The organism is Streptosporangium jomthongense, from assembly GCF_042650425.1.
Classification (GTDB): Bacteria; Actinomycetota; Actinomycetes; order Streptosporangiales; family Streptosporangiaceae; genus Streptosporangium.
This window is the reverse complement of record NZ_JBHSBC010000021.1, coordinates 217414-240921: the sequence shown is the minus strand read 5'-3', so window position 1 is coordinate 240921 and position 23508 is coordinate 217414. Positions and strand designations below refer to the sequence as shown.

Here is a 23508-nt window from a genome sequence, read left to right as displayed (position 1 = left end):
GCAGGGGACGTCGGCTCCCATAGGGCTTTATTGTGCGTCCTTGCGGCTTTACTTGGAGTGTGCCCGATGCGGATCGGGTAACCCGAGTGGAAGTGAACGGGGAACGAATGGGAACAGCGAGGTAGGAAGCAGCGTGCCAGCCAAGAACGGCAACGTCGGCGGAACCCGCCTGGTGATCGTCGAGTCGCCCTCCAAGGCGAAGACCATCGCTGGGTACCTCGGCCGTGGCTACGTCGTGGAGTCCAGCATCGGACACATTCGCGACCTCCCCGAGAAGGCCGACGACATCCCGGAGAAGTACAAGGGCGAGCCGTGGGCCCGTCTGGGCGTCAACGTGAACCACGAGTTCGAGCCGCTCTACGTCGTCAACCCCGACAAGAAGTCACAGGTGAGCAAGCTCAAGCAGCTGCTCAAGGACGCCGACGAGCTCTACCTCGCCACCGACGAGGACCGCGAGGGCGAGGCGATCGCCTGGCATCTGCGTGAGGTGCTCAACCCCAAGGTCCCGGTTCACCGCATGGTCTTCCACGAGATCACCCCGAGGGCGATCCAGGAGGCCGTCGCCAACCCGCGTGCCCTGAACCTGCGTCTGGTCGACGCCCAGGAGACCCGGCGCATCCTCGACCGCCTCTACGGCTACGAGGTCAGCCCGGTTCTGTGGAAGAAGGTCAAGCCCCGCCTGTCCGCCGGGCGCGTGCAGTCCGTGGCGACCCGGCTGGTCGTCGAGCGGGAGCGTGAGCGCCTGGCGTTCACCAGCGCGAGCTACTGGGACCTGCAGGCGCTGTTCGACACCGGCCGCGACGAGGTTCCCCACGAGTTCACCGCCGCGCTGACCGGCGTCGAGGGCAGGCGCGTCGCCCAGGGACGCGACTTCGCCAGCAACGGCACCCTCAAGACCGCGGGCGTCCTCCACCTGGACGAGGAGGCCGCGCGGGCACTGGCGGGCAGGCTGGCCGGTACGGCCTACACGGTCGCCTCCGTGGAGCGCAAGCCGTACACCCGCAAGCCGTACGCGCCGTTCAGGACGACGACGCTGCAGCAGGAGGCGAGCAGGAAGCTGGGCTTCTCCGCGAAGTCCACCATGCAGGTCGCCCAGCGCCTCTACGAGAACGGCTTCATCACCTACATGCGAACCGACAGCATCACGCTGTCGGAGACCGCCGTCGCCGCCGCCCGCAGCCAGGCCATCAAGCTGTACGGCTCCGCCTACGTGCCGGACAAGCCCAGGGTCTACACCAGCAAGGTGAAGAACGCCCAGGAGGCGCACGAGGCGATCCGCCCCTCGGGGGAGGAGTTCCGCACCCCCGGCGAGACCGGGCTGACCGGCGACATGTTCCGGCTGTACGAGCTGATCTGGCAGCGGACCGTCTCCTCCCAGATGAAGGACGCGGTCGGCGAGTCGATCAACGTCAAGGTGACGGGGACGTCCAGTTCGGGGGAGCAGGTCGAGTTCTCCGCCACCGGCCGGACGATCACCTTCCACGGCTTCCTGAAGGCCTACGTCGAGGGGGCCGACGACCCGGCGACCGACCGTGACGACTCCGAGAAGCGGCTGCCGACCCTGACCGAGGGCGACCGTCTCACCGCGGCCGAGCTCAACGTGCTGGCGCACGCGACCAAGCCGCCCGCGCGTTACACCGAGGCCTCGCTCGTCAAGGAGCTTGAGGACCGGGAGATCGGCCGTCCGTCGACCTACGCCTCGATCATCGGAACGATCCTGGACCGTGGCTACGTCTTCAAGAAGGGCACGGCGCTGGTGCCGTCCTTCCTGGCGTTCGCGGTGGTCAACCTGCTCGAACAGCACTTCGGGCACCTCGTCGACTACGACTTCACCGCCGACATGGAGAAGGTCCTCGACGACATCGCCAACGACCGGGCCGAGCGGGTCCCCGAGCTACGGCGCTTCTACTACGGCGCCGAGGGCGACGAGGGCCTGAAGGTCCTGGTCACCGAGCTGGGGGAGATCGACGCCAAGGAGATCAGCTCCTTCCCGATCCGGGGCACCGACATCATGATCCGGGTCGGCCGCTACGGTCCGTATCTCGACCGTGACGGCGCCAGGGTGAACGTCCCGGAGGACCTCGCCCCCGACGAGCTGACCGCGCAGATGGCCGAGGAGCTGTTCGCCCGGCCGTCCGGGGTCAGGGAGCTGGGCAAGGACCCGGTCACCGGCAACGTGATCGTGGCCAAGGACGGCCGCTACGGCCCCTACGTGACCGAGATCCTCCCCGAGGTGGAGGAGCCTCCCGCCGAGGGGAAGAAGCGCACCAAGAAGGCCGACGCGCCCAAGCCGCGCATCGAGTCGCTGCTGAAGAGCATGACCCTGGACACCGTCACCCTGGACGACGCCCTGCGCCTGCTCTCGCTGCCCAGGAGCCTGGGTGAGCTCGACGGCCAGGTGGTCACGGTGCAGAACGGCAGGTTCGGGCCCTATGTGAAGAAGGGCACCGACTCCCGATCGCTGGCGTCCGAGGAGGAGATGTTCACGGTCACCCTGGAGCAGGCCGAGGCGCTGTTCGCCCAGCCCAAGGCCCGTGGCAGGGGCAGGGCCGCCGCGGCTCCCCCGCTGCGCGAGCTGGGTGAGGACCCGGTCTCCAAGAAGCCGATCGTGGTCAAGGAGGGACGTTTCGGCCCGTACGTGACCGACGGTGAGACCAACGCCTCCCTCCGCAAGGGTGACGAGGTCGAGCAGATCACCACCGAGCGTGCCGCCGAACTGCTCGCCGAGCGTCGCGCCCGTGGCCCGGCGCCGAAGAAGCGCACCACCTCCAGGGCGAAGGCCAAGGCCTGACGTTCGTCCCCGCCCGGGGCCCCGATTTCCGGGGTCCCGGGCGTTTTTTCGTGGTTTTCACGGAACGCATCCGGGGTTGCGGACGTTCTTGGAAACGAGCCGGGTACGGCGAGCGGACGCGAAAGAAAGCGAGTCGTGGCGGCGATGGGCTTCGTGGTGCTGATCGTCCTGATGACCACCCTCGTCCACTACTACCTGTGGCGCAGGCTCGTCCGGGCGACCACCGCCCCGGGGCCGCTCCGCAGGGCGCTCACCTGGGCGACGGTCGCGCTGGGAGCGCTCATCCCCGTCACGCTCGTCGGCTCCCACAGCGACTGGGGGCGTTTCCTGGCGTGGCCGGGGTTCCTGTGGCTGGCGGTGATGTACTACCTGGCCGTGTTCCTCGTGGTTCTTGAGGTGCCCAGGGCGGTCGCGCCGGCCGTACTGCGGCGGCGGGCGCCCGCGAGAACCGCCCCCGTGCTCGTCGGGGCTCCCGAACCTCCTGGCGAGGAGCCCTCCGACGAGGAGCCGAAGGGGGTGGCGATGAACCGCAGGGACTTCGTCGCCCGTACGGCCGCCGCCGTCGCCGGGGCCGGGGCGCTCGTCACGGTCGGGACGGGGGTGCGCACCGCCCTCGGCGACCCGCTGATCGAGCGGGTGAGCGTGGCGCTGCCCGGCCTCGACCCGCGTCTGGGCGGGCTGCGCCTGGCCGTGGTCAGCGACATCCACCTCGGCCCGCTCACCGGCCTCGGGCACACGGAGCGCATCGTCCGCATGATCAACGGGCTCCAGGCCGACGTGGTGGCCGTCGTGGGAGACCTGGTCGACGGCACGGTCGCCGAGCTCGGCCCGCTGGCCAGGCCGCTGCGGAGCCTGGAGTCGCGCTACGGCGCCTACTTCGTCACCGGAAACCACGAGTACTACACCGCCAACGGCCCGGACGAGTGGGTCGAGGAGCTCCGTGACCTGGGAGTCCGCCCGCTGCGGAACGAGCGGGTCGAGATCGCCCACGCGGGAGCCGTACTCGACCTGGCGGGGGTCGACGACGTCACGGGGGCCTCGGGCGGGGGAGGGCCCGACTTCGAGCGGACCTTCGGCGGGCGGGACCCGGGACGCTCGACCGTCCTGCTGGCCCACCAGCCGGTGCAGGCCGTACAGGCGGCGAAGTACGGAGTGGACCTGCAGCTTTCCGGGCACACCCACGGCGGGCAGATGGTGCCCTTCAACCTGATCGTCCCGTTCCAGCAGCCCATGGTCTCCGGCCTCGGCGAGGTCGACGGCACCCAGGTCTACGTCACCAGGGGAGCGGGTTTCTGGGGGCCGCCGGTCAGGGTCGGGGCCCCGCCGGAGATCACCCTGCTCGAACTCCGTCCGGGAGACCGGCGGAAGGCGGGGTGAACCCACCGGTTTTCCTACCGCCTCCGCTGCGCGGGCCGGGCCGTACGTACTAACCTCAGGCGACGAACGGCCTGGCACATCGCCTGGTCCCGTGTCTTCCCCCGCCCGGCGAACACCTGGATACGCTGACATCATGACCACCCCTGGCCGGAACACCGCGCGTCGCAAGCCTCCCCACGTGCTGGCCAACGCGCCGTTCCGCAAGCTGTGGACGGCCATGTCGGTGTGCAGCCTCGGCGACTGGCTCAACCTCATCGCGCTGACCGCCCTGGCGGGCAACCTCACGGCCGGGTCCGGCTACCGGATCCAGAGCTTCGCGATCGGCGGCGTCTTCGTGGCGAAGATGCTCCCGGCGATCCTGCTCGGCCCGCTCGCCGGCGCGTTCGCCGACCGGTTCGACCGCAGGCTGACGATGGTCGCGGCCGACGTGGCGCGCTTCGCGCTGGTGCTGTCGATCCCGCTGGTCGGCAACTACCAGTGGATCATCGTCGCCACGTTCCTGGTCGAGTGCGTCAACCTGTTCTGGGTCCCGGCCAAGGACGCCACGGTGCCGAACCTGGTGCCCAAGGAGCGCCTGGAGGCCGCAAACCAGCTCAACCTGCTCGTCACGTACGGCACGGCCCCGATCGCCGCGCTGTTGTTCGCGGTGCTGTCCTTCACCACCGACCTGCTGGGCGCCCTGGTGCCCTCTCTCGCGGACACCTCGCTGGCGTTGTTCGTCAACTCCCTGGCCTACCTGGCCTCGGCCGTCATCATCTTCACCCTCAGGGAGATCCCGAAGACGACCTCTCCGACCGTCAAGGTCGCCACGCCCTCGGTGCTGCGGCAGATCGTGGACGGCTGGCGCTTCGTCGGCCGGGACAGGCTGGTCCGCGGACTGATCACCGGCATGATCGGCGCGTTCGCCGCCGGGGGCGCGGTGGTCGGGGTGGCCAAGCTCTACGTGCGGGCGCTCGGCGGCGGCGACCCGGCCTACGGCGTGATGTTCGGCGCGGTCTTCCTCGGCATGGCGGCGGGCATGTTCTTCGGCCCCCGGATGCTGCGGGAGCTGTCCCGGCGCAGGCTGTTCGGACTGTCGATCATCGGGGCCGGGGCGGTGCTGGCCGCGGTCGCGCTGGTGCACAACCTGGCGATCGTCGTCATGCTCACCACATTGCTGGGGGCGTGCGCGGGAACGGCCTGGATCATCGGCTACACCATGATCGGCCTGGAGGTCGAGGACGGGCTGCGGGGCCGTACGTTCTCCTTCCTGCAGTCGCTGGCCAGGGTCACGCTGCTGCTGGTCGTCGCGGTGGTGCCGACGCTGGCCGGCCTGTTCGGCAGCCATGACTTCGTCTTCCGCCGGGAGACGGTCTACGTGTTCGACGGCTCCAACCTGGTGCTGCTGATCGGGGCGCTGCTCGCGGTGACCGTCGGCTTCCTCGCGCTGCGGCAGATGGACGACCGTCCCGGCATGTCGGTCCTGGCCGACCTGGTCGCGGCGCTGCGGGGGCACGGCAGCCCGGTGCCGGGCGGTGCCGGGCACCGCAGGGGGGTGTTCGTCGCCTTCGAGGGCGGCGAGGGGTCGGGCAAGACCACCCAGTCGCGGCTGCTGGCGATCTGGCTGCGGGACCAGGGCTTCGACGTCGTGCAGACCAGGGAGCCCGGCTCGACCAAGGTGGGGATGCGTCTGCGCGCGATCCTGCTCGACGCCGTGCACCAGGGGCTCTCGGCCAGGTCGGAGGCGCTGCTGTACGCCGCGGACCGGGCCGAGCACGTGGAGAAGGTCATCCGTCCCGCCCTCGACAGGGGCGCCCTGGTGATCTCCGACCGCTACGTCGACTCCTCGCTGGCCTACCAGGGCGCGGGGCGGGCGCTCGACCAGGCGGAGGTCGAGCGGCTCAACAGGTGGGCGACGGGCGGGCTCGTCCCCGACCTGACCGTGCTCATCGACACCCCGCCCTCGGTCGGGCTGGCCCGGCTCGGCGGGGCCGCCGACCGGATCGAGTCGGAGCCGATGGAGTTCCACGAGCGGGTGCGGCGTGAGTTCCGCGCGCTGGCCGCGGCCGAACCCGAGCGCTATCTGGTCCTCGACGGGACGCTTCCCCAGGAGCGGATCTCCCAGCTCATCCACGACCGGATGCGCGAGATGCTGCCCGACCCGGTGCCGCAGGAGGCGGAGGACGCCACGGGGACCATCCCCGTCATCCGCGACTGATCCCGGCGGTAGGTTGATGGCGTGGGTGTCTTCGATGACCTTGTGGGGCAGGAGCAGGCGGCCCTGACGCTGCGCCGCGCCGCCGTGGCGGGGGCCGAGCTCCTGGCGGGCGGGCGCGGAGCGGGGATGACCCACGCGTGGCTGTTCACCGGCCCGCCGGGGTCGGGCAGGGAGGAGGCGGCCAGGGCCTTCGCCGCCGCGCTCTTCTGCAAGGACCAGGGGTGCGGCCACTGCGACATGTGCCACCAGGTGGCCGTCGGCTCCCACCCGGACCTGGAGACGGTACGGCCTCAGGGGCTGTCGTACGGCATCAAGGACACCCGTCAGCTCATCCTGCGCGCGGCCGGGGCGCCGACCCTGGGCCGCTGGCGTGTCGTGCTGTTCGAGGACGCCGACCGTGCCACGGAGGGCGCCTCGAACGCGCTGCTCAAGGCGATCGAGGAGCCGCCGCCGAGGACGGTCTGGCTGCTGTGCGCGCCCGCCCCCGACGACATGATGATCACCATCAGGTCGCGCTGCCGTCAGGTCACGCTCGTCACCCCGCCGACCGCCGCGGTCGCACACGTGCTGGCCACCCGGGAGAACGTCCCGCCCGCCACGGCGGAGTTCGCCGCCAGGGCCGCCCAGGGGCACATCGACCGGGCCCGCAGGCTGGCGCTGGACGAGGAGGCGCGTAAGCGCCGGGACGCGGTGCTGTCCATCCCCAGGTCGCTGACCGGCGTCGCCGAGTGCGTCACGGCCGCAGAACGGCTGGTGAAGACCGCCGAGGAGGAGGCCGCCGCGGTCACCGCGACCCTGAACGAGTCCGAGGTCGCCGAGCTGCGGAAGATCTACGGTGAGGGCTCCTCGGGCAAGGGGCTCAACAAGGGGCTCATCCGGGGTGGGGCCGGCGCGCTCAAGGACCTGGAGGAGCGGCAGAAGTCCCGGGCGACCAGGACCAAGCGCGACGTCATCGACACGGCCCTGCTCGACCTGGTGGCGTTCTACCGGGACGTGCTGGCCGTACAGTTCGGGGCGCATGTCGAGCTGGCCAACGAGGACCGCAGGGACGACCTTGAGGGGCTGGCCCGCTCCTCGACGCCGGAGGACACCCTGCGCAGGATCGACGCGATCATGCGGTGCCGGGAGCGGCTGGCCGCCAACGTCAACCCGCAGATGGCCGTGGAGGCGATGACGCTCTCCCTACGGCGTCCAGTCGCCTGATTTTTCGGACTTTTCACCACCTGTAAGCAACCTTACGGGTGGGTTTCGGCGTCTCTTGGGCATGCAGGTCGGGATGAAACCCCGCCCGGGACGACTCCGCCTCCCTGTGGCCTCGCTCACGCTCGCCGGGCGTGAGCCCGCCAAGGACGTGCGAGAACGCCCGGCGCGCGGGGAGCGGGTGCCGCCTGGTGAGGAACGGTTCTTAGATCGGATGGAACCATTCCCGGCTAATCCCCCTCAAAGTTGGGGTGTGCATCGTTAGAATTCCCAGCAAATTTCGATGCATTCGTTATAAAACTACCGAACATGTCCTGTTCGACGGGGATGGACAGGGAAGGACCGGGGGACTCTTGGTCAGCATGGGATCGCGGGGGGACGTGACGGTGCCAGGGGGCCGGCGGGCCGTCACCAGCCGCGTGAGAGACGACGACACACTGCGGATCGAGTGGCCGGGGCAGACCGCCCCGGCCGACGACGCGGAGATCGTTCTGCGGCACGCGGAGACAGGGGAGGAACGTTCCGGGACGGACCTGACAGGTCTGCGGGCCGGGATATGGCTGGCCTCCCACCGGGGGGAGCCGCTGGCCACCGACGACCCGGGCTTCTCCCTCGACGACCTGGTCGCCTACGCCGGGACTCCCCGTGACCGGGAGGTCAGGGCCTTCCGTACGTCGGCGGGAATCCTCGCCCTGACCGTCCGCGAGGTCGAGCCGTACGTCGAGGTCACCGGGGTCGTCGCCGACGGCGGGGTGATCGAGGTCGAGGGCCTGGTCGCCTACGGAGAGCAGTACGAGGGGGCGGCCAGGCTCGTGGCCGTGCCGCGCAAGGGGACCGAACCGATGAGCGGGCCCGCCTCCTTCGGCGGACGGCGCTTCGGCGGCAGCGTCCTGATCGAACCGATGGCCGACGGCCAGGCGCGTAAGCGCGTCTTCTGGGACCTGCACGCCGAGATCGCGGGAGTACGGCTGCCGCTGGCCGCCCGGCTCGACGACGTCGCCGACAAGAAGACCAAGGTGCGCTTTCCCGCCCAGCACGTGGGCCGGATCAGGGTCAGGCCGTACTACACCGACAGCGACAGCCTGGCCGTCGCCTTCAGCGTCGAGGAGGAGGCCGCGTGAAGGTCTCCTACCTGATCCTCAACGCGTACGGCATGGGCGGCACGATCCGTGCCACCTTCGACCTGGCGACCGAGATGTCCGAACGGCACGACGTCGAGGTGATCAGCGTCTTCCAGCACGCCGACCGGCCCTTCCTGCCGCTGGGGGAGAAGGTCAGGCTGCGTTCGCTGGTCGACCTGCGGCCGGGGGCACGGGTCCGCTGGCCGTACACGAAGCGGGCCGAGCGGCTGAGCGCGATGGAGAGCACGCTCGTCCACCCCGAGGAACGCGCCTACCCCTCCTTCACCGCCTGGAGCGACGAGGTGCTCAGGCGGGAACTGCGGAGGCTGCGCACCGACGTGCTCGTCACCACCAGGGCCGGGCTGAACATCATGGCCGCCAGGTTCGCCCGCAGGGGGGTCGTGAGGATCGCCCAGGAGCACCTGCACTTCGAGGCGCACAAGCCCGGGATCTTCGAGGAGATCCGGCAGTGGTACCCCAGGCTCGACGCGGTCGTCACCCTCACCGAGGCCGACGAGCGCGACTACCGCGCCATGCTCGGCCAGGCGGGGACCCGGGTCTACACCATCGGCAACGGCCTGGCCGGAGGGGCGCGCCCGCGCTCGAAGCAGGACAACCGCATCGTGCTGGCCGCGGGAAGGCTGGTGCCGGTCAAGGGCTACGACCGGCTGCTGAAGGCCTTCGCCCAGGTGATCACGAAGCGCCCCGACTGGAAGCTGCGCATCTACGGCGAGGGCCGGATCGCCGACAAGCTGATGAAGACGTCCGTCAAGCTCCGCCTGCACAACAACGTCATGTTCATGGGGCCGACGGACGACATCGAGGGAGAACTCGCCAAGGCCTCGATCCACGCGGTCAGCTCCCGCTTCGAGGGCTTCGGCATGACGATCATCGAGGCGTTCGCCTGTGGCGTCCCGGTGGTCAGCTTCGACTGCCCCCGGGGCCCCCGGGAGATCATCACCTCCGGCCACGACGGGCTGCTGGTCCCGCCCGACGACGTGGACGCCCTCGCCGAGGGGCTGCTGGAGATGATCGACGACGAGGAGGGCAGGCTCAGGATGGCCGCCAACGCCCTGCGGACGGTGGAGAAGTACGACATCTCCACGATCTCCGCCCGCTGGGAGAGGGCCTTCGCCGACCTCACCCGCTGACGGCCACGGCCCGGGGTTTCGAGCGGCCGGGTTCGGGTGGGTCCGGGTTCGGCGGGCAGAGGTTTTCGCCGGATGAAAGCAGCAGATCCCGATCGGCGGCGTCTCTGTGATGTGAAGGCCGAACTGCTCTCCCACGGAGAGCCAACGATCAGGGACGGCACCGACATCGCGGCGCTGTTCGCCGACCACCACCTCGGGCTGGTACGGCTCGCGCTGCTCATGGTCGGCGACCAGCCCACGGCCGAGGACGTCGTGCAGGAGGCGTTCGCCCGCACCCACGCGGGCAGACGCCGCCTGCGCGACCCCGGGCGCGCACTGGCCTACGTCCGCTCCGCGGTGCTCAACGGCTGCCGTTCCGTGCTGCGGCGCAGGGCCGTGACATGGCGGCGGGCCGTGCCGTACGAACCGCCCGTCTGGTCGGCGGAGCATGCGGCGCTGCTCGGAGAGGAACGCCGTGAGGTGCTTCTCGCCCTGCTCCGGCTGCCCAGGCGGCAGCGGGAGGCGCTCACGCTGCGCTACTACTTCGACCTGTCGGACCCCGAGATCGCCGAGACCATGGGCGTGGGCGCCAGCACGGCCAGGTCCACCATCACGCGCGGACTGGCCGCCCTCGCCAGAGCCCTCGGTGGCCCCGGAGCGCCTGGAGCGTCCGGAACCCCGGCAAGTCCTGGAGGCCCTGGAGACCTTAGAGACCTTGGAGAGCAGCCATGACCGAGACGGAGAACCGTCTGCGCGACGCCCTGTCCGCCGCCGCCTCGACCGCCGTGAACGTCCGCCCGCTGACCGTGCCTTCGCGCCGTCGCAGGCGGTGGGTGATCCCGGTCGCGGTTGTCGCCGCCGCCGCGTCCGTCGCCGTGTTCCTGACGGTACGGGTCGCCGCTGTTCTGTCCTCTCCCGACCGGAGCGAGGTCGTCGCCATGTCCGTGGGGGCTCTGGACGAGTCCGATACATCGAGCGTCAACGTCTTCCTGTGCCTCAGCGGTGATGCGACCGTGCACCCCGGATGCGCGGGAGGGAAGGCGACCGAGACGGAGAAGGCCGACATCCAGCGGGCGCTTCAGGGGCGGCCCGAGGTGGGGAGCGTCTCCTTCAGGGACCAACGGACGGCCTACGAGGGCTTCCAGCGGCAGTACGAGGACAAAAACCCTGCTCTTCTGAAGACCGTGAAGATCACGGATATGCCGGAAACCTTCATCGTCCAGGTCAGGCCGGGCGCGGACCGGGCGGCGCTGCTCGGAGCCGCGAGCGAACTACCCGGGGTGGCCGTCGCCGTGGACGCCGTGTGCCTCCGCGAACGCGCCTCCCTGCGGTCGGTCATCATCGACACGGTCTTCGGGGACGAGGACCGACCGTCGTGCTCGGTGAAGGGCAGGGGCAGGTAACCCGAGCTTGGGAGTCCCCAGGGACGGCCGTGACGCGTAGGGTGGCTGGCGTGGGCGCTTAGCCGTACCCCCAGCCGCTTGGAGCCATATGAGCATGATCATGGCCGTGAGCTTCACCCGATACGGCCGTCTGTACTACCTCGATCCGGGCGGCCACAGCCCCAAGATCGGCGACAAGGTGCTCGTGCCGACCGACGCCGGTCCCGAGGTCGCCGAGTGCGTCTGGGCGCCGCAGTGGACGAGTGAGGAGATCGACGGCCTGCCGGTGTGCGAGGGCCTCGCCGGGGAGGAGCACCTGACCCGCGACGAGACCAACAGACGTCGGCGGGCCGAGGCCAGGAGCGTCGCCAAACGGCTCATCAGACGGCACGAACTGCCCATGAAGGTCGTCGGGGTCGACTACCTCGACACGGACAACGTCTACACCGTCTACTTCTCGGCCCCCCACCGGGTGGACTTCCGTCTCCTCGTCCGCGACCTGGCCAGGAACCTGCGGGCCCGCGTCGAACTGCGCCAGATCGGCCCCCGCGACGAGGCCCGGCTGCAGGGCGGAATCGGTCCCTGCGGCCGTGACCTGTGCTGCGCGACCTTCCTGAAGGACTTCGAACCGGTCTCGGTGCGGATGGCCAAGGACCAGGAGCTGCCGGTCAACCCGATGCGCATCGCCGGGGCGTGCGGGCGGCTGATGTGCTGCCTGAAATACGAACACCCCCTCTACACCGAGGCGCAGAGCAGAATGCCCAAGGTCGGGGCGAAGGTGGACACCGCGCAGGGCCCGGGAACCGTGGTCGGGCGCAACGTCCCCTCCGACTCAGTGGTCGTCCGCCTCGACGACGGCGGCCGTCGCTGCGCCTGCCCGTCCGCCTCCGTCTGCTCCCCGAGAAAACAACACGACGCCGCCTACGGCGACTCGCAGTAGGATCCGAACGTCTCGCGCGTGACCTCGCACGCCCTGACCCAGAAGGATGAGGCGAGTGGTCACACCGCACAGGTACCGCCGTACGGCCGCCGCGTTCGCGGCGCTGACGTTGTTCGCGACGGCTTGTTCGGGGGTGGACGCCCGCGACGGTCGTGACGCCGGTGCCGCTCGTGACGGCGGGGTGGCCACCTCACTCGCGTGGACCTCCTGTGGCGGTGGCTACGAGTGCGCCAAGCTGGGGGTTCCCCTCGACTACGCCAAGCCGGACGGCGAGAAGATCGAGATCAGCGTCATCCGGCTGCCCGCGAAGGGCAAGCGTGTCGGCTCCATCCTGATCAATCCCGGTGGTCCCGGCGCCTCGGGCGTCGAGTACGCGCGCAACGCCCAGTCGGTGCTGAGCGACGCCGTACGGGAGAGGTTCGACGTGGTGGGCTTCGACCCACGCGGGGTCGGCGGCTCCGCACCCGTGCGCTGCCTGTCGTCGAAGGAACTGGACGACTACACCGGTCTGGACGGCTCCCCCGACTCCCCGGAGGAGATCGCGGCCCTGGAGAAGGGCGCGCGTGCCTACGTCGCCGGGTGCCAGGCCCGCTCGGGCAAGCTCCTGCCGTACGTCGGCACCACCAACGCGGCCAAGGACATGGACCTGCTGCGCGCCGCCCTCGGCGACGAACGCCTCACCTACCTCGGCAAGTCGTACGGCACGCAACTCGGCGCGGTCTACGCCGACCTGTTCCCCAAGCGGGTGCGCGCCCTCGTGCTGGACGGCGCCGTCGATCCCTCGCTCACCCCGGTGGAGATGAACGTCACCCAGGCCCGTGGCTTCGAGGTAGCCCTCGACGCCTTCCTGGAGAACTGCCTCACCGCGCCCGACTGCCCCTTCCAGGGCACGGTGGCCTCCGCCCGGAAGCAGATCGCCGAACTGCTGAGCCGCGCGGACCGGCAGCCGCTCACCAACAGGACCGACAGCCGCGCGATCGGTGAGTCGTGGACCGTCCTCGGCCTGGTCACCCCGCTCTACGAACGGCAGGCGTGGCCGATCCTGCGCCGTGCGCTCACCGACGCCCAACGCGGCGACGGGACCACCCTGCTGCGCCTGGCCGACCTGCTGGTCAACCGTGACCGGAACGGCGAGTACGCCAACCAGACCGAGGCGAACACCGCCATCAACTGCGTCGACTCCGCCTTCCCCCGGGGTTCGGCCGAGTTCGCCGCCGCGGCGCGTGAGTCGCTCAAGGACGCTCCCCTGTTCGGGCCGTACATCATGTGGGGAACGCTGGCCTGCGCCTACTGGCCGATCGAGCCGGCCCCCAAGGAGAAGATCGATGCCCCAGGGGCCGCGCCCATCCTGGTCGTGGGGACCGAGCGTGACCCGGCGACGCCGTACGAGTGGGCCAAGGCCCTGGCGAGCGAGCTCTCCTCGGGAGTCCTGGTCGACTTCGACGGCGACGGTCACACGGCCTACCGCAGCGGTTCGTCCTGTGTGGACCGTTTGGTCGACGACTATCTGATCAACCTGACCGTTCCCGAGGACGGTGTCCGCTGCCCGAAGATCGACTGACACGGTGGAGCGCAAACCCCCGCGAAGCCTGTAGACTGCCGTAGGTCGCGTTCACGCGGACGCGACATGCCGCCTTAGCTCAGTCGGCCAGAGCACTTCACTCGTAATGAAGGGGTCTCGGGTTCGAATCCCGAAGGCGGCTCCAGGTCAGAGGCCCTCTCTCCCTAGGCCGGAGAGAGGGCCTCTGTCATTTTGGGAGAGCTTTGGGAGAACAGTGGGATCACGGCCCTTCGGTCGAAGCCCTGCAGAGCCTCATCAAGGACGCCCACCGCCGACCGAGGTGAGATCTCGAATCTCCTTTGGAGAGTGAACTATCGTCCGTTCGGCCGATGGCGGAGGCTGGTGGGGTGGGGACGATCTAGATCATGAAATGGACACCCCTCATCACGGGCTTGGCGCTGATCGCGGTAGCGCTTCCCGCGGCACCTGCCGCCGCGACCGGCCAAGTGACCCAAGCGGTAAGTGTGACCGGTACGGACACGATCGACTGGCGAGCCTGCGGGGAGGAACCCGGGGCCGAGTGCGGCGCCCTCGCGGTGCCGGTGGACTGGGAGAAGCCGGACGGGCCTCGGATCTCGCTGAACATGACGCGTCGCAAGGCCACCGGACAACGGGTCGGGACGCTGTTCTACAACCCGGGCGGACCAGGGGCGGGTGCGGCCTATCTGGTGCGGAATTGGTCGCAGTACTACTTCTCCGAGGAGTTACGCGAGCGGTTCGACATCGTCGGGATCGATCCGCGCGGGGTCGCCGGCAGTGGGCAGATCCAGTGCGGGAAGGCGGTGCATGATCCGGCTGTCACGCAGTTCCCTGAGACGCGGTGGGAGTATGACCGCCTTGTCGCGCACAACCGGGCCGTGGGCGTGAGTTGCGGGCCGTTGATCGGTCACGTGGACACCGGGAGTGTGGCGCGAGACTTCGACGCGGTGCGGGCCGCGCTGGGCGAGGAGCAGATCAGCTACCTGGGACGCTCCTACGGGAGCATGCTGGGGACCGAGTACGCGCGGCGGTTCCCCGACCGGGTACGGGCGATGGCCCTGGACGGGATCGTCGATCACGGGATGAGCTCGCGCCAGATGGTGCGGGATGCCGCGACGGCGGTGGAGGACGGGTTCGACAGATTCGGCGAATGGTGCGAGCGGACGGAGGAATGTGAGCTGCACGGCCGGTCCGTACCGCAGGTGTGGGACGCGCTGATGCGCAAGGCGGAGAAGACGCCGATTCCGGTGACCGGCGGGCGTCCGCTGACGGCGGAAGAACTGCGCTACGCCGCGTACGTGATGCTCACGCTGGCCCCCGAGTTCAACGGCGATCTGGCCCGGGGCATCGTTCAGGCGGAGCAGGGCGATGCGGAGATCCTCGGGCAGATGCGGACTGAGGCGCTGGACAACTCCGCGATGACCTCGGCCTACCGGGCGGTCCTCTGTCAGGACATCGACCCTGGAACCAACGGATTCTCGCAGCTCAGGGCCTGGGCTCGGGACGCCGCACGGAGGGCCCCGCACATGCGCGGGACATCGGAGTTCTGGGACATGACGACCGGATGTCTGGGATGGCCCGTCCAGCCGTCCAATCCGCAGCGGCCGGTGCGCATCACCCAGGTGCCGCCCGTTCTGCTGGTCGGGAACACGCATGATCCCGCAACGCCGCTCGTCTGGGCCAAGAGCCTGGCCAGGGGTATCAAGGGGTCACAGGTGCTGACCTATGACGGCGACGGGCACACCGCGTACCTGCGTAACGCCTGCGCGACCGGGAGTGTCGACCGTTACCTGATCTCCGGGGCGCTCCCTGCGCCCGGTACGGTCTGCCGCTGAACCCGGCGTGGGCGCCGGTATTCAGTCGCGGCGTCCAACCTGCGGGTAGCCGGTTCGCTCCAGCTTCCCCAGGGTGTCCGGTGCCGCGTTGCTGATCGAGGGTGTGGATGCCGGCTGGGCCGGGGGAACGATGGTTCAGATCATCATGCCGAACCACTGTTCGCGCGCCTGAGGCTGGACACCGACGAGGGTCGAACGCGGGTGATCATCGCCTTGGCGTGCTCGGCCCCGCCCGGGCACCCGGTCCGCGACGAGGCAGGCGCCCTGGTGGCGGCCGATGAGAGCGGCCCGCCGCGGTGGATGCCGAACAGCTTGACCGCCGCCGCCCGTGTGGCGGGCATCGGCATCCACCGCTCTCAGGCGCGCCGAATTCTGGTCACCGCATCGGATCCGGTTGCTTCAGCGGACCGCCGCGGCCAACCGGCGCGGACCGGTCATCGTCGTCACTGACGATCTGTCCGGCCGTTTCAGCTGACGGGCACGCCTGACAACTACGGCCAGGGCGGGACCGTCTACATGGGCATGTCAGGCCATGCCTGGCGGTTGATTGTCGTTCTGTGCGAGTTTGATCTCGTGGATTCCGAAGATCGGCCTTCGTCGTGGTTCAACGCGCTGTCCAAGCCGCAAAAGGTGACCGCGATCACAATGTCGTTGACCGGCTCCATAGGAGGAGCGGCCTACCTCTGGCTGGGGCCGCCAATGGATCTCGCTCCGGGCTTCCTGATCTTCGCTTACGTGATTCTCAGCCTGATGATCCTCAACGGCATTCCCCGTGTCCACCTGTGGTTCGACGGGCGAGGATTCGTGCTCTATCTGGGTGTCTTCTTCGTCCTCAAGGGGGCGTCAAGAGACCTGGAGACCCCCGCTGTCCGCGTGGGTGTCCTCGTCGTGGGGGTACTGCTGCTGACCTATCTGATCGTCCGCGCCGTACGCGTCGAACGGAGGAAACGGCAGACAGACCGTGCCGATTCGCAAATTCTCTGATGGTCCTACGGCGACGTCTCACACCGGTGTGGAGGCCTTTGCCGTACAGACGCTGTGCGTGGTTCCGATCGTGATGTGGAGATCCGGTCCACGAGATGGCGGGCCATCGGCTTGGGAAGGTTCAGCGGAGGGGACCGGCTGAGGTTGTCGGCGCCTGTGCGCTTTCCGAGCTTGAATTCATCTGGCATCGGTCTGTTCGAGATCGTCGGTAAACGGTGCGGTGCGGCCCTTCGATCGCCACCCGCCGGCTCGTCGGCCGCGCCCTCACCCGGCCGTCGCCGACCTCTTCCGCGTCGACGAGAACGTTCGGAACCCCCGGTCGAGGCCAAGGCCGTACCGGCCGGTATCTCGCTGTCGTTCCTGGAACGCTTCCCCAGCCCGCAGTCGGCCCCCAGCAGAGCGCCGTCACGACGACGGCTTTCCGCTACACCGGCGGCAGGTCCGGTGCCGAGCTTGTCGAACGACCGCGTCAGACACCCCAGCCAGTGTGAGGTGACTGAACCCTGTGGTCAGTCGTGGGAGCGACGGCGGACGATCGCATCGCTGATCTGCTGTGCCGCGTACAGCTCGGGCGCCACCCACTGCAGGGTCGCGTCGACTGGGTTTCCGGGCTCGGCGATCACCTGCGGCAACGGGTCCTCATCCCGGCCCGGCATCCAGGTCGCAGGGTCCGGCCGCTCAGGCAGACGCTGGAACCGGCCGGTTGGCTTCTCATCGCTCGTCATGATCAGTTAACGCCGTCCACCTTTGCAGGGTTCCTCGGTCGGTGTGGATGTGTCGTTTCAGACACCTCAATCTCTGGAGGCCTCATATGCAGCCGCCCACCGAACCTCGGGCTTGTCTTTCACGTGGCCCGCAACCGGGCCTCGCACTCCACGTGTTCCGGCTCACTTCGGCCACCGTCTTCGTTACCCGACCAGAGCGATCGGCCCGCCTGAAAGCGGGAAGTCGGCGGCTCAGTCAAAGCCGGCGTGCGGGGCGCTGGTGCCCTGCGGTACGCGGAACGGGCCGGAGGAGCCAGGACGGACGTCGAAGTCGAAGATCGCGGTTGGCAGATAGACGGTGGCGCAGGAGTTGGGAATGTCTACCACCCCCGACAACCGGCCCTCGATCGGCGCGGCGCCGAGCAACAGATACGCCTGCTCGGGGCTGTAGCCGAACGCCGTCAGGTAGTCGATCGCGTGCAGACAGGCCCGCTGGTAGGCCAGCTGCGAGTCGAGATAGCGCTGCTCGCCGTCCAGGGTGACGGACACCCCGGAGAAGGCCAGCCACTCGCTGTACTGAGGGTCCGTACGGCCCGGCATGAAGATGGCGTTCTCGCCGACACGGTAGGTCTGCATGCCGTCCTTGATGACGTCGACCCGCAGGTCGATGAAGCCACCCATCTCGATGGCGCCGCAGAAGGTGATCTCACCGTCGCCCTGTGAGAAGTGCAGGTCGCCGACCGACAGGTTCGCACCGGATACGTACACCGGGTAGAAGATTCGGGAGCCCCGGGTGAGGTTCTTGATGTCCTGGTTGCCGCCGTTCTCTCGCGGCGGCGCGGTACGGGCGGCCTCGGCCGCGATCCGGTCGAACTCGGACGGGGAGACGCCGCCGAGGATGGCCTCTCGGGGCTCGGGAGACAGGGCCAGCGGTGGCACCCTCTGCGGGTCTGTGGCTATCAGCGCCGACTCCCGCGCGTTCCACTTCGACAGCAGCGCCGCCGACGGCGCGGTGCCCATGAGCCCGGGGTGGGCGATGCCGGTGAACGACACCGCTGGGATATGGCGTGATGTGGCGACCTGGCCGGAGAAGTCCCAGATCGCCTTGTAGGCGTCGGGGAACTGTTCGGTGAGGAACCCCCCGCCGTTCTTGGTGGGGAAGATCCCGGTGTAACCCCAGCCCTGACCGGCCAGTGGGCCGCTGTCCTCCTGGGGGATGGGCCCCAGGTCGAGGATGTCCACGACCAGCAGGTCACCCGGCTCGGCTCCCTCGACCGCGAACGGGCCGCTGAGCGCGTGCACCTTCATCAACGGGGCGTCACGGACGTCCTCGGCGGAGTCGTCGTTGTGGATCGCGCCGTCGAACCACTCCCGGCAGTGGACCCGGAAGCTGTCGCCGGGCTTGACCCGCGCCACAGGCGGGATCGCGGGGTGCCAACGGTTGTGACCGATCTTGGCCTGGTCGGTGAACTTCTTCGTCGAGTCGAGCGGGAAAATCAACTCTGGCACGGCTGGATTCCTTTCGGCGCTGCGGGACGGTCACGGCCTCGGCAGGCGGGCGGTGGCGGGATGGACGGCCACCGCGCCTCCGGTACGGCGCCGTGGCAGGGACGTGACGACTTCGGGCTCGGAGGCGCTGCGCTCCGCGCGCTGCAACTGCGCGGACACGGCGGTCGGAATGCGCGCCAGCATCGGCGCTGAGAACGTCCGAACAGAGGCCGCGCCGCAGTCTGGGCACGGCACCGTAGCGGGTGCGGTGCCGATCGGAAAAACGGCCTCAATTTCGGAGCAATGCGGACATCGGTATGCATATGCCGCCATAGCATGCGCCCTTCGAGCGAATTCAATCCGGTCCACCCCGGTCGTGATCCCTCTCTACCGATGTGGCCTCGGGAAACAGTCTCAGAGTCGGATGTATCCGCAATTTAATGTGTGAATTGGATGTAATCCATCTCGCTTCCGTCAACTTGCTCACGCAGTAAGGTAGATCGCTTGGTTCATGAGCGGAAATGCGGTGATATGTTCTTTCGTGCTGAATAAGTGAATTATCTCCTGTTTGCCGATCCGGCCGGGATCCGAGGGCGTTGGGGGAAAGAAGGAGCGTCGTCTCCCCCTGGTGTCGGCGCGCGTCGCAACACTCCAGGTAGGTCCGCCAGGTCGAACCGCTCGTCGAGGACGTCGAGGTCCGGGATTCGCGAGACTCGGCAGGTACGATCCGTTCGGCGTCGCCGGCCACGAGATACCGCTCACGCGGGCTCGCGGAGACGGTGGAAACACGTGGTCACCCTGAAGGCCGTACCTGTGCTTCGGGAGGGTGTGTGTCGCGTCGTGACCGGCGAGGTTTCCGTCGGCTGCCCGACTGGGTGGGCAGGGAGCTGTCCGAGAGGGAAGCCGCTGACCTGATCACCTCTGGCGAGATGGTGGAGGTGCGCCATGACCCTGACTGGCTGGCTCAGGGAATGGCCGCCTTGCGAGAGCGACGGGAGAGGTACGCCGCCGAGTGGGAGAGCGGTCAAATGGTGGACTATCAGGCAGTCGCCGCCAGGCGTGACCGTCTCATGCCTGTCAAGACCGAGTACCGCCGTCGCCGGAGAAGCGACTGACCACCCGGCTAGAGCTTGGTGATCGAGCCCTGTCCTGCCGATGAAGGACTTGGCGCTGAGGCGGATGGCCAGGAGCTTCCGGGTTGACCTCCATGGCGTGGGCCCCTCGATCCAGCCATGGAGGTGTTCGTCCACGGTGATCGTGCTCACCGAGATGGGCCAGGGAAGACGGGAACGGTTCTGCTCTGCGCGGATTGGACTGAACTTGGGGGTGGCGTCTCCTTAAGGTGAGGTATGGCCTCTTCCGTTCCGCCGCTGCGTCCGGCGATCGTTCGGACCGACTCCAAGCCGTCTCCGGTTCGCGAGCCGTTGTGGCGGCACGCGCTCGGTGAGTGTCTCAGAGGTCTTCGTCACGAGCGGGGCGAGAAGCTGAGCGAGACGGCACGTCGTGCCGGGGTCTCGCCGCAGTATCTCTCCGAGATGGAACGGGGCGTCAAGGAGCCGTCGAGCGAGATGATCGCCGCGGTCGCCGGAGCGCTGGATGTGACCCTGATCGACCTGACCCTCGCGGTCTCCGAGAGCCTGCGGTCCGCGCAGAGCGGCGTGTCGAGAGGCGCCACCTGCTCGGCGGCGTACGCCCTGGCCGCGTAGCCGCCGGATCACCTGCGGGCGGGCGAACGCTCCTCGATGATCTGGTCGATGAGCCCGTACTCCAGGGCCGAGGCCGCGGTGAACACGCGGTCGTGGTCGGTGTCGGCGCGGAGGGTCTCGACCGTCTGACCGGTGTGCCGTGACAGGATGCGCTCGATGTCCGCTCGGACACGGACGACCTCGTCGGCCTGCAGGATGAGGTCGGGGATCGTTCCGCGCCCCTGGGCGGCGGGCTGGTGCAGGATCACCCGTGCGTGCGGCAGGGCGGCGCGCTTTCCCTCGGTGCCCGCGGCGAGAAGGACGGCGCCGACCGCCACGGCCTGTCCGACGCAGGTCGTCGAAACCCGCGGGCGGATGTAGCGCATGGTGTCGTATATCGCGAGCATCGCGCTCGGGTCCCCGCCCTCACAGTTGATGTAGAACTGTATTTCGGCCTCGGGGTTGTCCGACTCCAGGAAAATCAGCTGCGCGATGAGGGCGTTCGCGACGCCGGCGTCGATCGCGGTGCCCAGATAGACGATTCGCTCGGTGAGCAGGTGCGAGTAGACATCCATGATGCGCTCGCCACGAGGGTTCTGGGCGATGACGTTCGGGATCGTGTATGTGCTCACTGGCCGACTCCTCCGGTGATGCCGAAACCGGTTCGGGGGCGATTGTGTGGTGCGATCTCGTGGAAGTCCTGAACGATCGCGTCTATGAAGCCGTATTCCAGTGCCTCCTGCGCCGTGTACCAACGGTCGTGCAGAGAGTCCTCGAATATGCGCTCGACGGACTGCCCCGTGTCCGCGGCGATGAGACCGAGCACCGTGTCGCGAGTGTGCCGCAGGTCACCGGCCTGCAGTTCGATGTCGACCGCGGTGCCACCGATTCCCGCCGAGCCCTGGTGCATCAGGACGCGTGAATGCGGCAGGGCGCGGCGCTTTCCCCTGGCCCCCGACGAGAGCAGGAACTGTCCGGCGCTGTAGGCGATGCCCAGGACGAGGGTCGACACATCACAGGGAATGAGTCGAATGACGTCGCGAATGGCGAGCATCGAGGGAACGGAACCGCCCGGGGAGTGAATCCAGAGCGCGATGTCCGTTGACGCGTCCTGCGTGGCGAGTGCTATCAGCTGCGTGGCCAGCAGGGTCCCGTTGTCGTCATCGAGAGGGCCGTCGAGAACGAGGACACGCTGTTCGTAGAGTTCGCGCCTCACCCGCGTGTCGAAAAGCGGAGGATTCGATTTTTCGCTCATGCGTCCATCCTGTGAGGCGACCAGGACCGGCGTCGACACGATCCGCCTGGGGCAGATCTGCTCTGAGCAGCGTGGGTTCGGTTTCCGGCCCGGTGAACACCCGTCATCCCGCGGCGCCGGTGGCCTGTTCGACGAGGCGGCGGGAGCGGATGAGGGCTGCGGCGACAGCGACGAAGGAGGAGAAGCGGTCTGCCCGGCGTTCGCAGCGGCGCGGGGACGGCGGCATGCCGGCTCGACAGCCCGGAGCCGGTTGGACGCGGTGCCTCGGCGACCGGCGGTGGGTCGTCGTGGCATCCGAAGGGTCAGGGCTTCTCCGCGACCGGTTGCCCGGCATCGAAGCCGGGGGCAGGGGCGTGGAGTATCGCGGGCAGGAGGACGGAGTCGACGATCTCGGTGATCGCGTCCTCGCCCGGCGGCCGGCCGTACAGCACGATCTCGTTGCGGATCAGGTCGAGCGGGAGTGTGGTCACGCGTGAGGGCAGGAGGACGGGGAGGATCTCGTTCCGCTCGACGGCTCGCCGGACCATGGTCGCGACCTGTCGTCCCCGGGTTGTGACGGTCAGCCGGGCGCGTAGGGCGTGGGCGGCCTCCGGGTCGCGGGCCGTCTCGGCCGTCATCCCGGCGAGGACCTCGCCGTGCACGGAGCCGAATCGGTGGGCGATCTGCCGCATCATGGCGAGCAGGTCGGTCCGCAGCTCGCCGGTGTCCGGTGGCTCGGTGTCCGAGGGCGCCGTGTGGTCGAGGGCCGCGAGCGCGAGTTGCGCGCGGGTGGGCCAGCGGCGGTGGATCACCGGTCGGCTGGTACCCGCTCTGGCGGCCACGGCCTCCATGGTCAGCTTGGCGTAGCCCACCTGGATCAGTAGATCCCAGGTGGCGTCGAGGATGGCCTGCTCCAGTCGTTCCCCTCGCCGTCGGCCCATCGTGCACTCCTTTAGATGCGTTGCGCATCTTATTGGGAACGGTCTACGTTAGATGCAGTCCGCATCTTATCCGCCGCGTGCGAAGGTGAGGCGTGATGGCTGTGCATGAGAACCATGTCCTGGATGTGGGCGGAGCCCGCATCCACTACGAGGTCCGCGGTTCGGGGCCGGTGCTCCTGTTGATCCCTGGGAGCAACGGCGACGCCGGTTTCTTCGACGCCATGGCCGATCGGCTGGCCGATCGTCATACGGTCGTCAGCTACGACCGGCGAGGCTTCTCCCGGAGCTTCGCCCAGGAGGAGCCCGCAGGGTGGATCGAGACGCACGTCGAAGACGCGCGCCGCCTGATCGGTGCCGTCTCCGAGGGACCGGTCCGTGTTTTCGCCACAAGCGCGGGAGCCGTCATCGGGCTCGACCTCATCGGCCGGCATCCCCGGCTGGTCAGCAGGCTCGTGGCTCACGAACCGCCCATCTTCGAGGTTCTGCCGGACGCCTCGCGCTGGCGTGCCTTCTTCGATGAGGTCGGCGCGACCTACCGGAGCGAGGGACAGGAAGTGGCGATGCGTCGATTCCTGGCGGGCATCGGGGTCGCCGAGGCTCGGCGACCGGCCGATCCCGATCCGGAGTTGCTCGCCCGCATATCCGGGAACACGCACACCATCCTGACCCAGGAAGTGCCCAACGCTCCCGGCCACCGTCCGGACTTCGCCGCGCTTGACGCGTGGCGTGATCGCGTCGTCCTGGCGGGTGGCCGGGACTCCCGTGCCCACTTTCCCCACCGGCCGGCCGTCGTGCTCGCGGCCCGATGGAATCGGCGGGTCGTCGACTTTCCGGGGGACCATCTGGGTTACTGGTCCCACCCCGATGAGTTCGCCGCCGTTCTGGAGGGCTGCGTGACCGTGTGACCCGGAACTTTCGGAGTGGCGATGATTGCCTTTGCGGAAACTCCGTTACGGCTT

The 23508-nt window shown here is 68.7% G+C and carries 21 protein-coding genes, 1 tRNA gene and 1 pseudogene; 16 read left to right on the top strand and 7 right to left on the bottom strand.

The annotated features are described in order from the left end of the window. Positions 1 to 133: 133 nt before the first annotated feature. From topA to ACFOYY_RS21865, 13 genes are all read left to right on the top strand, one after another. Positions 134 to 2791: a type I DNA topoisomerase gene (gene topA / locus ACFOYY_RS21925; RefSeq protein WP_386191401.1), complete on the top strand. Its 2658-nt coding sequence runs from the start codon at positions 134 to 136 to the stop codon at positions 2789 to 2791. Positions 2792 to 2935: 144 nt separating this feature from the next. Continuing rightward, positions 2936 to 4168, top strand: coding sequence for a metallophosphoesterase (locus ACFOYY_RS21920; RefSeq protein WP_386191634.1), 1233 nt, complete (start codon positions 2936 to 2938; stop codon positions 4166 to 4168). A 133-nt stretch (positions 4169 to 4301) separates the two neighbouring features. After that, positions 4302 to 6365 carry a dTMP kinase gene (gene tmk / locus ACFOYY_RS21915; protein ID WP_386191400.1) on the top strand — a complete coding sequence of 688 codons (2064 nt, stop codon included), beginning with the start codon at positions 4302 to 4304 and terminating at the stop codon, positions 6363 to 6365. Between the two features lie 21 nt (positions 6366 to 6386). Next, on the top strand, positions 6387 to 7568 hold the full coding sequence (locus tag ACFOYY_RS21910; RefSeq protein WP_386191397.1) for a DNA polymerase III subunit delta': 1182 nt from the start codon (positions 6387 to 6389) through the stop codon (positions 7566 to 7568). Between the two features lie 416 nt (positions 7569 to 7984). Then, positions 7985 to 8686, top strand: coding sequence for a hypothetical protein (locus tag ACFOYY_RS21905; RefSeq protein WP_386191394.1), 702 nt, complete (start codon positions 7985 to 7987; stop codon positions 8684 to 8686). After that, positions 8683 to 9837, top strand: a complete 1155-nt coding sequence (locus ACFOYY_RS21900) for a glycosyltransferase family 4 protein (RefSeq protein WP_386191391.1) — start codon at positions 8683 to 8685, stop codon at positions 9835 to 9837. Before ACFOYY_RS21905 ends, ACFOYY_RS21900 begins: the two co-directional genes overlap by 4 nt. A gap of 72 nt (positions 9838 to 9909) precedes the next feature. Continuing rightward, entirely contained in the window at positions 9910 to 10548 is a 639-nt protein-coding gene (locus ACFOYY_RS21895; protein WP_386191389.1) for a sigma-70 family RNA polymerase sigma factor, read from the top strand. Further along, complete coding sequence (locus ACFOYY_RS21890) at positions 10545 to 11219, top strand: permease-like cell division protein FtsX (RefSeq protein ID WP_386191386.1); 675 nt, start codon at positions 10545 to 10547, stop codon at positions 11217 to 11219. The genes ACFOYY_RS21895 and ACFOYY_RS21890 overlap by 4 nt, the downstream gene beginning before the upstream one ends. 94 nt (positions 11220 to 11313) lie before the next feature. After that, positions 11314 to 12138, top strand: coding sequence for a PSP1 domain-containing protein (locus tag ACFOYY_RS21885; protein ID WP_386191631.1), 825 nt, complete (start codon positions 11314 to 11316; stop codon positions 12136 to 12138). A 55-nt stretch (positions 12139 to 12193) separates the two neighbouring features. Beyond that, on the top strand, positions 12194 to 13699 hold the full coding sequence (locus ACFOYY_RS21880) for an alpha/beta hydrolase (protein ID WP_386191383.1): 1506 nt from the start codon (positions 12194 to 12196) through the stop codon (positions 13697 to 13699). A gap of 68 nt (positions 13700 to 13767) precedes the next feature. Further along, a tRNA-Thr gene (locus tag ACFOYY_RS21875) sits at positions 13768 to 13844 on the top strand. Positions 13845 to 14064: 220 nt separating this feature from the next. Then, positions 14065 to 15513, top strand: a complete 1449-nt coding sequence (locus ACFOYY_RS21870) for an alpha/beta hydrolase (protein WP_386191380.1) — start codon at positions 14065 to 14067, stop codon at positions 15511 to 15513. 516 nt (positions 15514 to 16029) lie between these two features. After that, positions 16030 to 16497 carry a hypothetical protein gene (locus tag ACFOYY_RS21865; protein ID WP_386191377.1) on the top strand — a complete coding sequence of 156 codons (468 nt, stop codon included), beginning with the start codon at positions 16030 to 16032 and terminating at the stop codon, positions 16495 to 16497. Positions 16498 to 17006: 509 nt separating this feature from the next. Here ACFOYY_RS21865 and ACFOYY_RS21860 read toward each other — a convergent pair. From ACFOYY_RS21860 to ACFOYY_RS21845, 4 genes and pseudogenes are all read right to left on the bottom strand, one after another. Beyond that, entirely contained in the window at positions 17007 to 17222 is a 216-nt protein-coding gene (locus tag ACFOYY_RS21860; protein ID WP_386191374.1) for a hypothetical protein, read from the bottom strand. 231 nt (positions 17223 to 17453) lie between these two features. Next, positions 17454 to 18710, bottom strand: a complete 1257-nt coding sequence (gene fmdA, locus ACFOYY_RS21855) for a formamidase (protein WP_352012789.1) — start codon at positions 18708 to 18710, stop codon at positions 17454 to 17456. A gap of 30 nt (positions 18711 to 18740) precedes the next feature. Further along, positions 18741 to 18893, bottom strand: coding sequence for a hypothetical protein (locus ACFOYY_RS21850; RefSeq protein WP_352012974.1), 153 nt, complete (start codon positions 18891 to 18893; stop codon positions 18741 to 18743). Positions 18894 to 18902: 9 nt separating this feature from the next. Next, positions 18903 to 19022, bottom strand: a pseudogene (locus tag ACFOYY_RS21845) (FmdB family zinc ribbon protein); the annotation flags it as partial. Between the two features lie 542 nt (positions 19023 to 19564). On the opposite strand from ACFOYY_RS21845, the gene ACFOYY_RS21840 reads away from it, so the two are divergent. Both ACFOYY_RS21840 and ACFOYY_RS21835 read left to right on the top strand, forming a co-directional pair. Further along, a complete protein-coding gene (locus ACFOYY_RS21840) occupies positions 19565 to 19804 on the top strand; it encodes a hypothetical protein (protein ID WP_386191371.1) in 240 nt (79 codons plus the stop codon). A gap of 234 nt (positions 19805 to 20038) precedes the next feature. Then, positions 20039 to 20395, top strand: coding sequence for a helix-turn-helix domain-containing protein (locus ACFOYY_RS21835; RefSeq protein ID WP_352012792.1), 357 nt, complete (start codon positions 20039 to 20041; stop codon positions 20393 to 20395). 8 nt (positions 20396 to 20403) lie between these two features. Here the strand turns inward: ACFOYY_RS21835 and ACFOYY_RS21830 are convergent, their stop codons facing one another. The 3 genes from ACFOYY_RS21830 to ACFOYY_RS21820 all read right to left on the bottom strand — a co-directional run bounded on the left by ACFOYY_RS21830 (position 20404) and on the right by ACFOYY_RS21820 (position 22549). Next, positions 20404 to 21006, bottom strand: a complete 603-nt coding sequence (locus tag ACFOYY_RS21830) for a ClpP family protease (protein ID WP_352012793.1) — start codon at positions 21004 to 21006, stop codon at positions 20404 to 20406. Beyond that, a complete protein-coding gene (locus tag ACFOYY_RS21825) occupies positions 21003 to 21629 on the bottom strand; it encodes a ClpP family protease (protein WP_362782274.1) in 627 nt (208 codons plus the stop codon). Before ACFOYY_RS21825 ends, ACFOYY_RS21830 begins: the two co-directional genes overlap by 4 nt. A gap of 302 nt (positions 21630 to 21931) precedes the next feature. Next, entirely contained in the window at positions 21932 to 22549 is a 618-nt protein-coding gene (locus ACFOYY_RS21820) for a TetR/AcrR family transcriptional regulator (RefSeq protein ID WP_386191367.1), read from the bottom strand. Positions 22550 to 22644: 95 nt separating this feature from the next. Between ACFOYY_RS21820 and ACFOYY_RS21815 the strand changes: the two genes are divergently transcribed. Further along, positions 22645 to 23454: an alpha/beta fold hydrolase gene (locus ACFOYY_RS21815; RefSeq protein WP_386191364.1), complete on the top strand. Its 810-nt coding sequence runs from the start codon at positions 22645 to 22647 to the stop codon at positions 23452 to 23454. Positions 23455 to 23508 lie beyond the last annotated feature (54 nt).

What these genes read in the sequence shown, in the direction of transcription:
- ACFOYY_RS21920 (WP_386191634.1), top strand. Translation starts at nt 2,936, where the DNA reads ATGGGCTTCGTGGTGCTGATCGTCCTGATGACCACCCTCGTCCACTAC.
- tmk (WP_386191400.1), top strand. Translation starts at nt 4,302, where the DNA reads ATGACCACCCCTGGCCGGAACACCGCGCGTCGCAAGCCTCCCCACGTG.
- ACFOYY_RS21895 (WP_386191389.1), top strand. Translation starts at nt 9,910, where the DNA reads ATGAAAGCAGCAGATCCCGATCGGCGGCGTCTCTGTGATGTGAAGGCC.
- ACFOYY_RS21890 (WP_386191386.1), top strand. Translation starts at nt 10,545, where the DNA reads ATGACCGAGACGGAGAACCGTCTGCGCGACGCCCTGTCCGCCGCCGCC.
- ACFOYY_RS21885 (WP_386191631.1), top strand. Translation starts at nt 11,314, where the DNA reads ATGATCATGGCCGTGAGCTTCACCCGATACGGCCGTCTGTACTACCTC.
- ACFOYY_RS21870 (WP_386191380.1), top strand. Translation starts at nt 14,065, where the DNA reads ATGAAATGGACACCCCTCATCACGGGCTTGGCGCTGATCGCGGTAGCG.
- ACFOYY_RS21865 (WP_386191377.1), top strand. Translation starts at nt 16,030, where the DNA reads ATGGGCATGTCAGGCCATGCCTGGCGGTTGATTGTCGTTCTGTGCGAG.
- ACFOYY_RS21860 (WP_386191374.1), bottom strand. Translation starts at nt 17,222, where the DNA reads ATGACGAGCGATGAGAAGCCAACCGGCCGGTTCCAGCGTCTGCCTGAG.
- ACFOYY_RS21850 (WP_352012974.1), bottom strand. Translation starts at nt 18,893, where the DNA reads ATGCTGGCGCGCATTCCGACCGCCGTGTCCGCGCAGTTGCAGCGCGCG.
- ACFOYY_RS21835 (WP_352012792.1), top strand. Translation starts at nt 20,039, where the DNA reads ATGGCCTCTTCCGTTCCGCCGCTGCGTCCGGCGATCGTTCGGACCGAC.
- ACFOYY_RS21825 (WP_362782274.1), bottom strand. Translation starts at nt 21,629, where the DNA reads ATGAGCGAAAAATCGAATCCTCCGCTTTTCGACACGCGGGTGAGGCGC.
- ACFOYY_RS21820 (WP_386191367.1), bottom strand. Translation starts at nt 22,549, where the DNA reads ATGGGCCGACGGCGAGGGGAACGACTGGAGCAGGCCATCCTCGACGCC.
- ACFOYY_RS21815 (WP_386191364.1), top strand. Translation starts at nt 22,645, where the DNA reads ATGGCTGTGCATGAGAACCATGTCCTGGATGTGGGCGGAGCCCGCATC.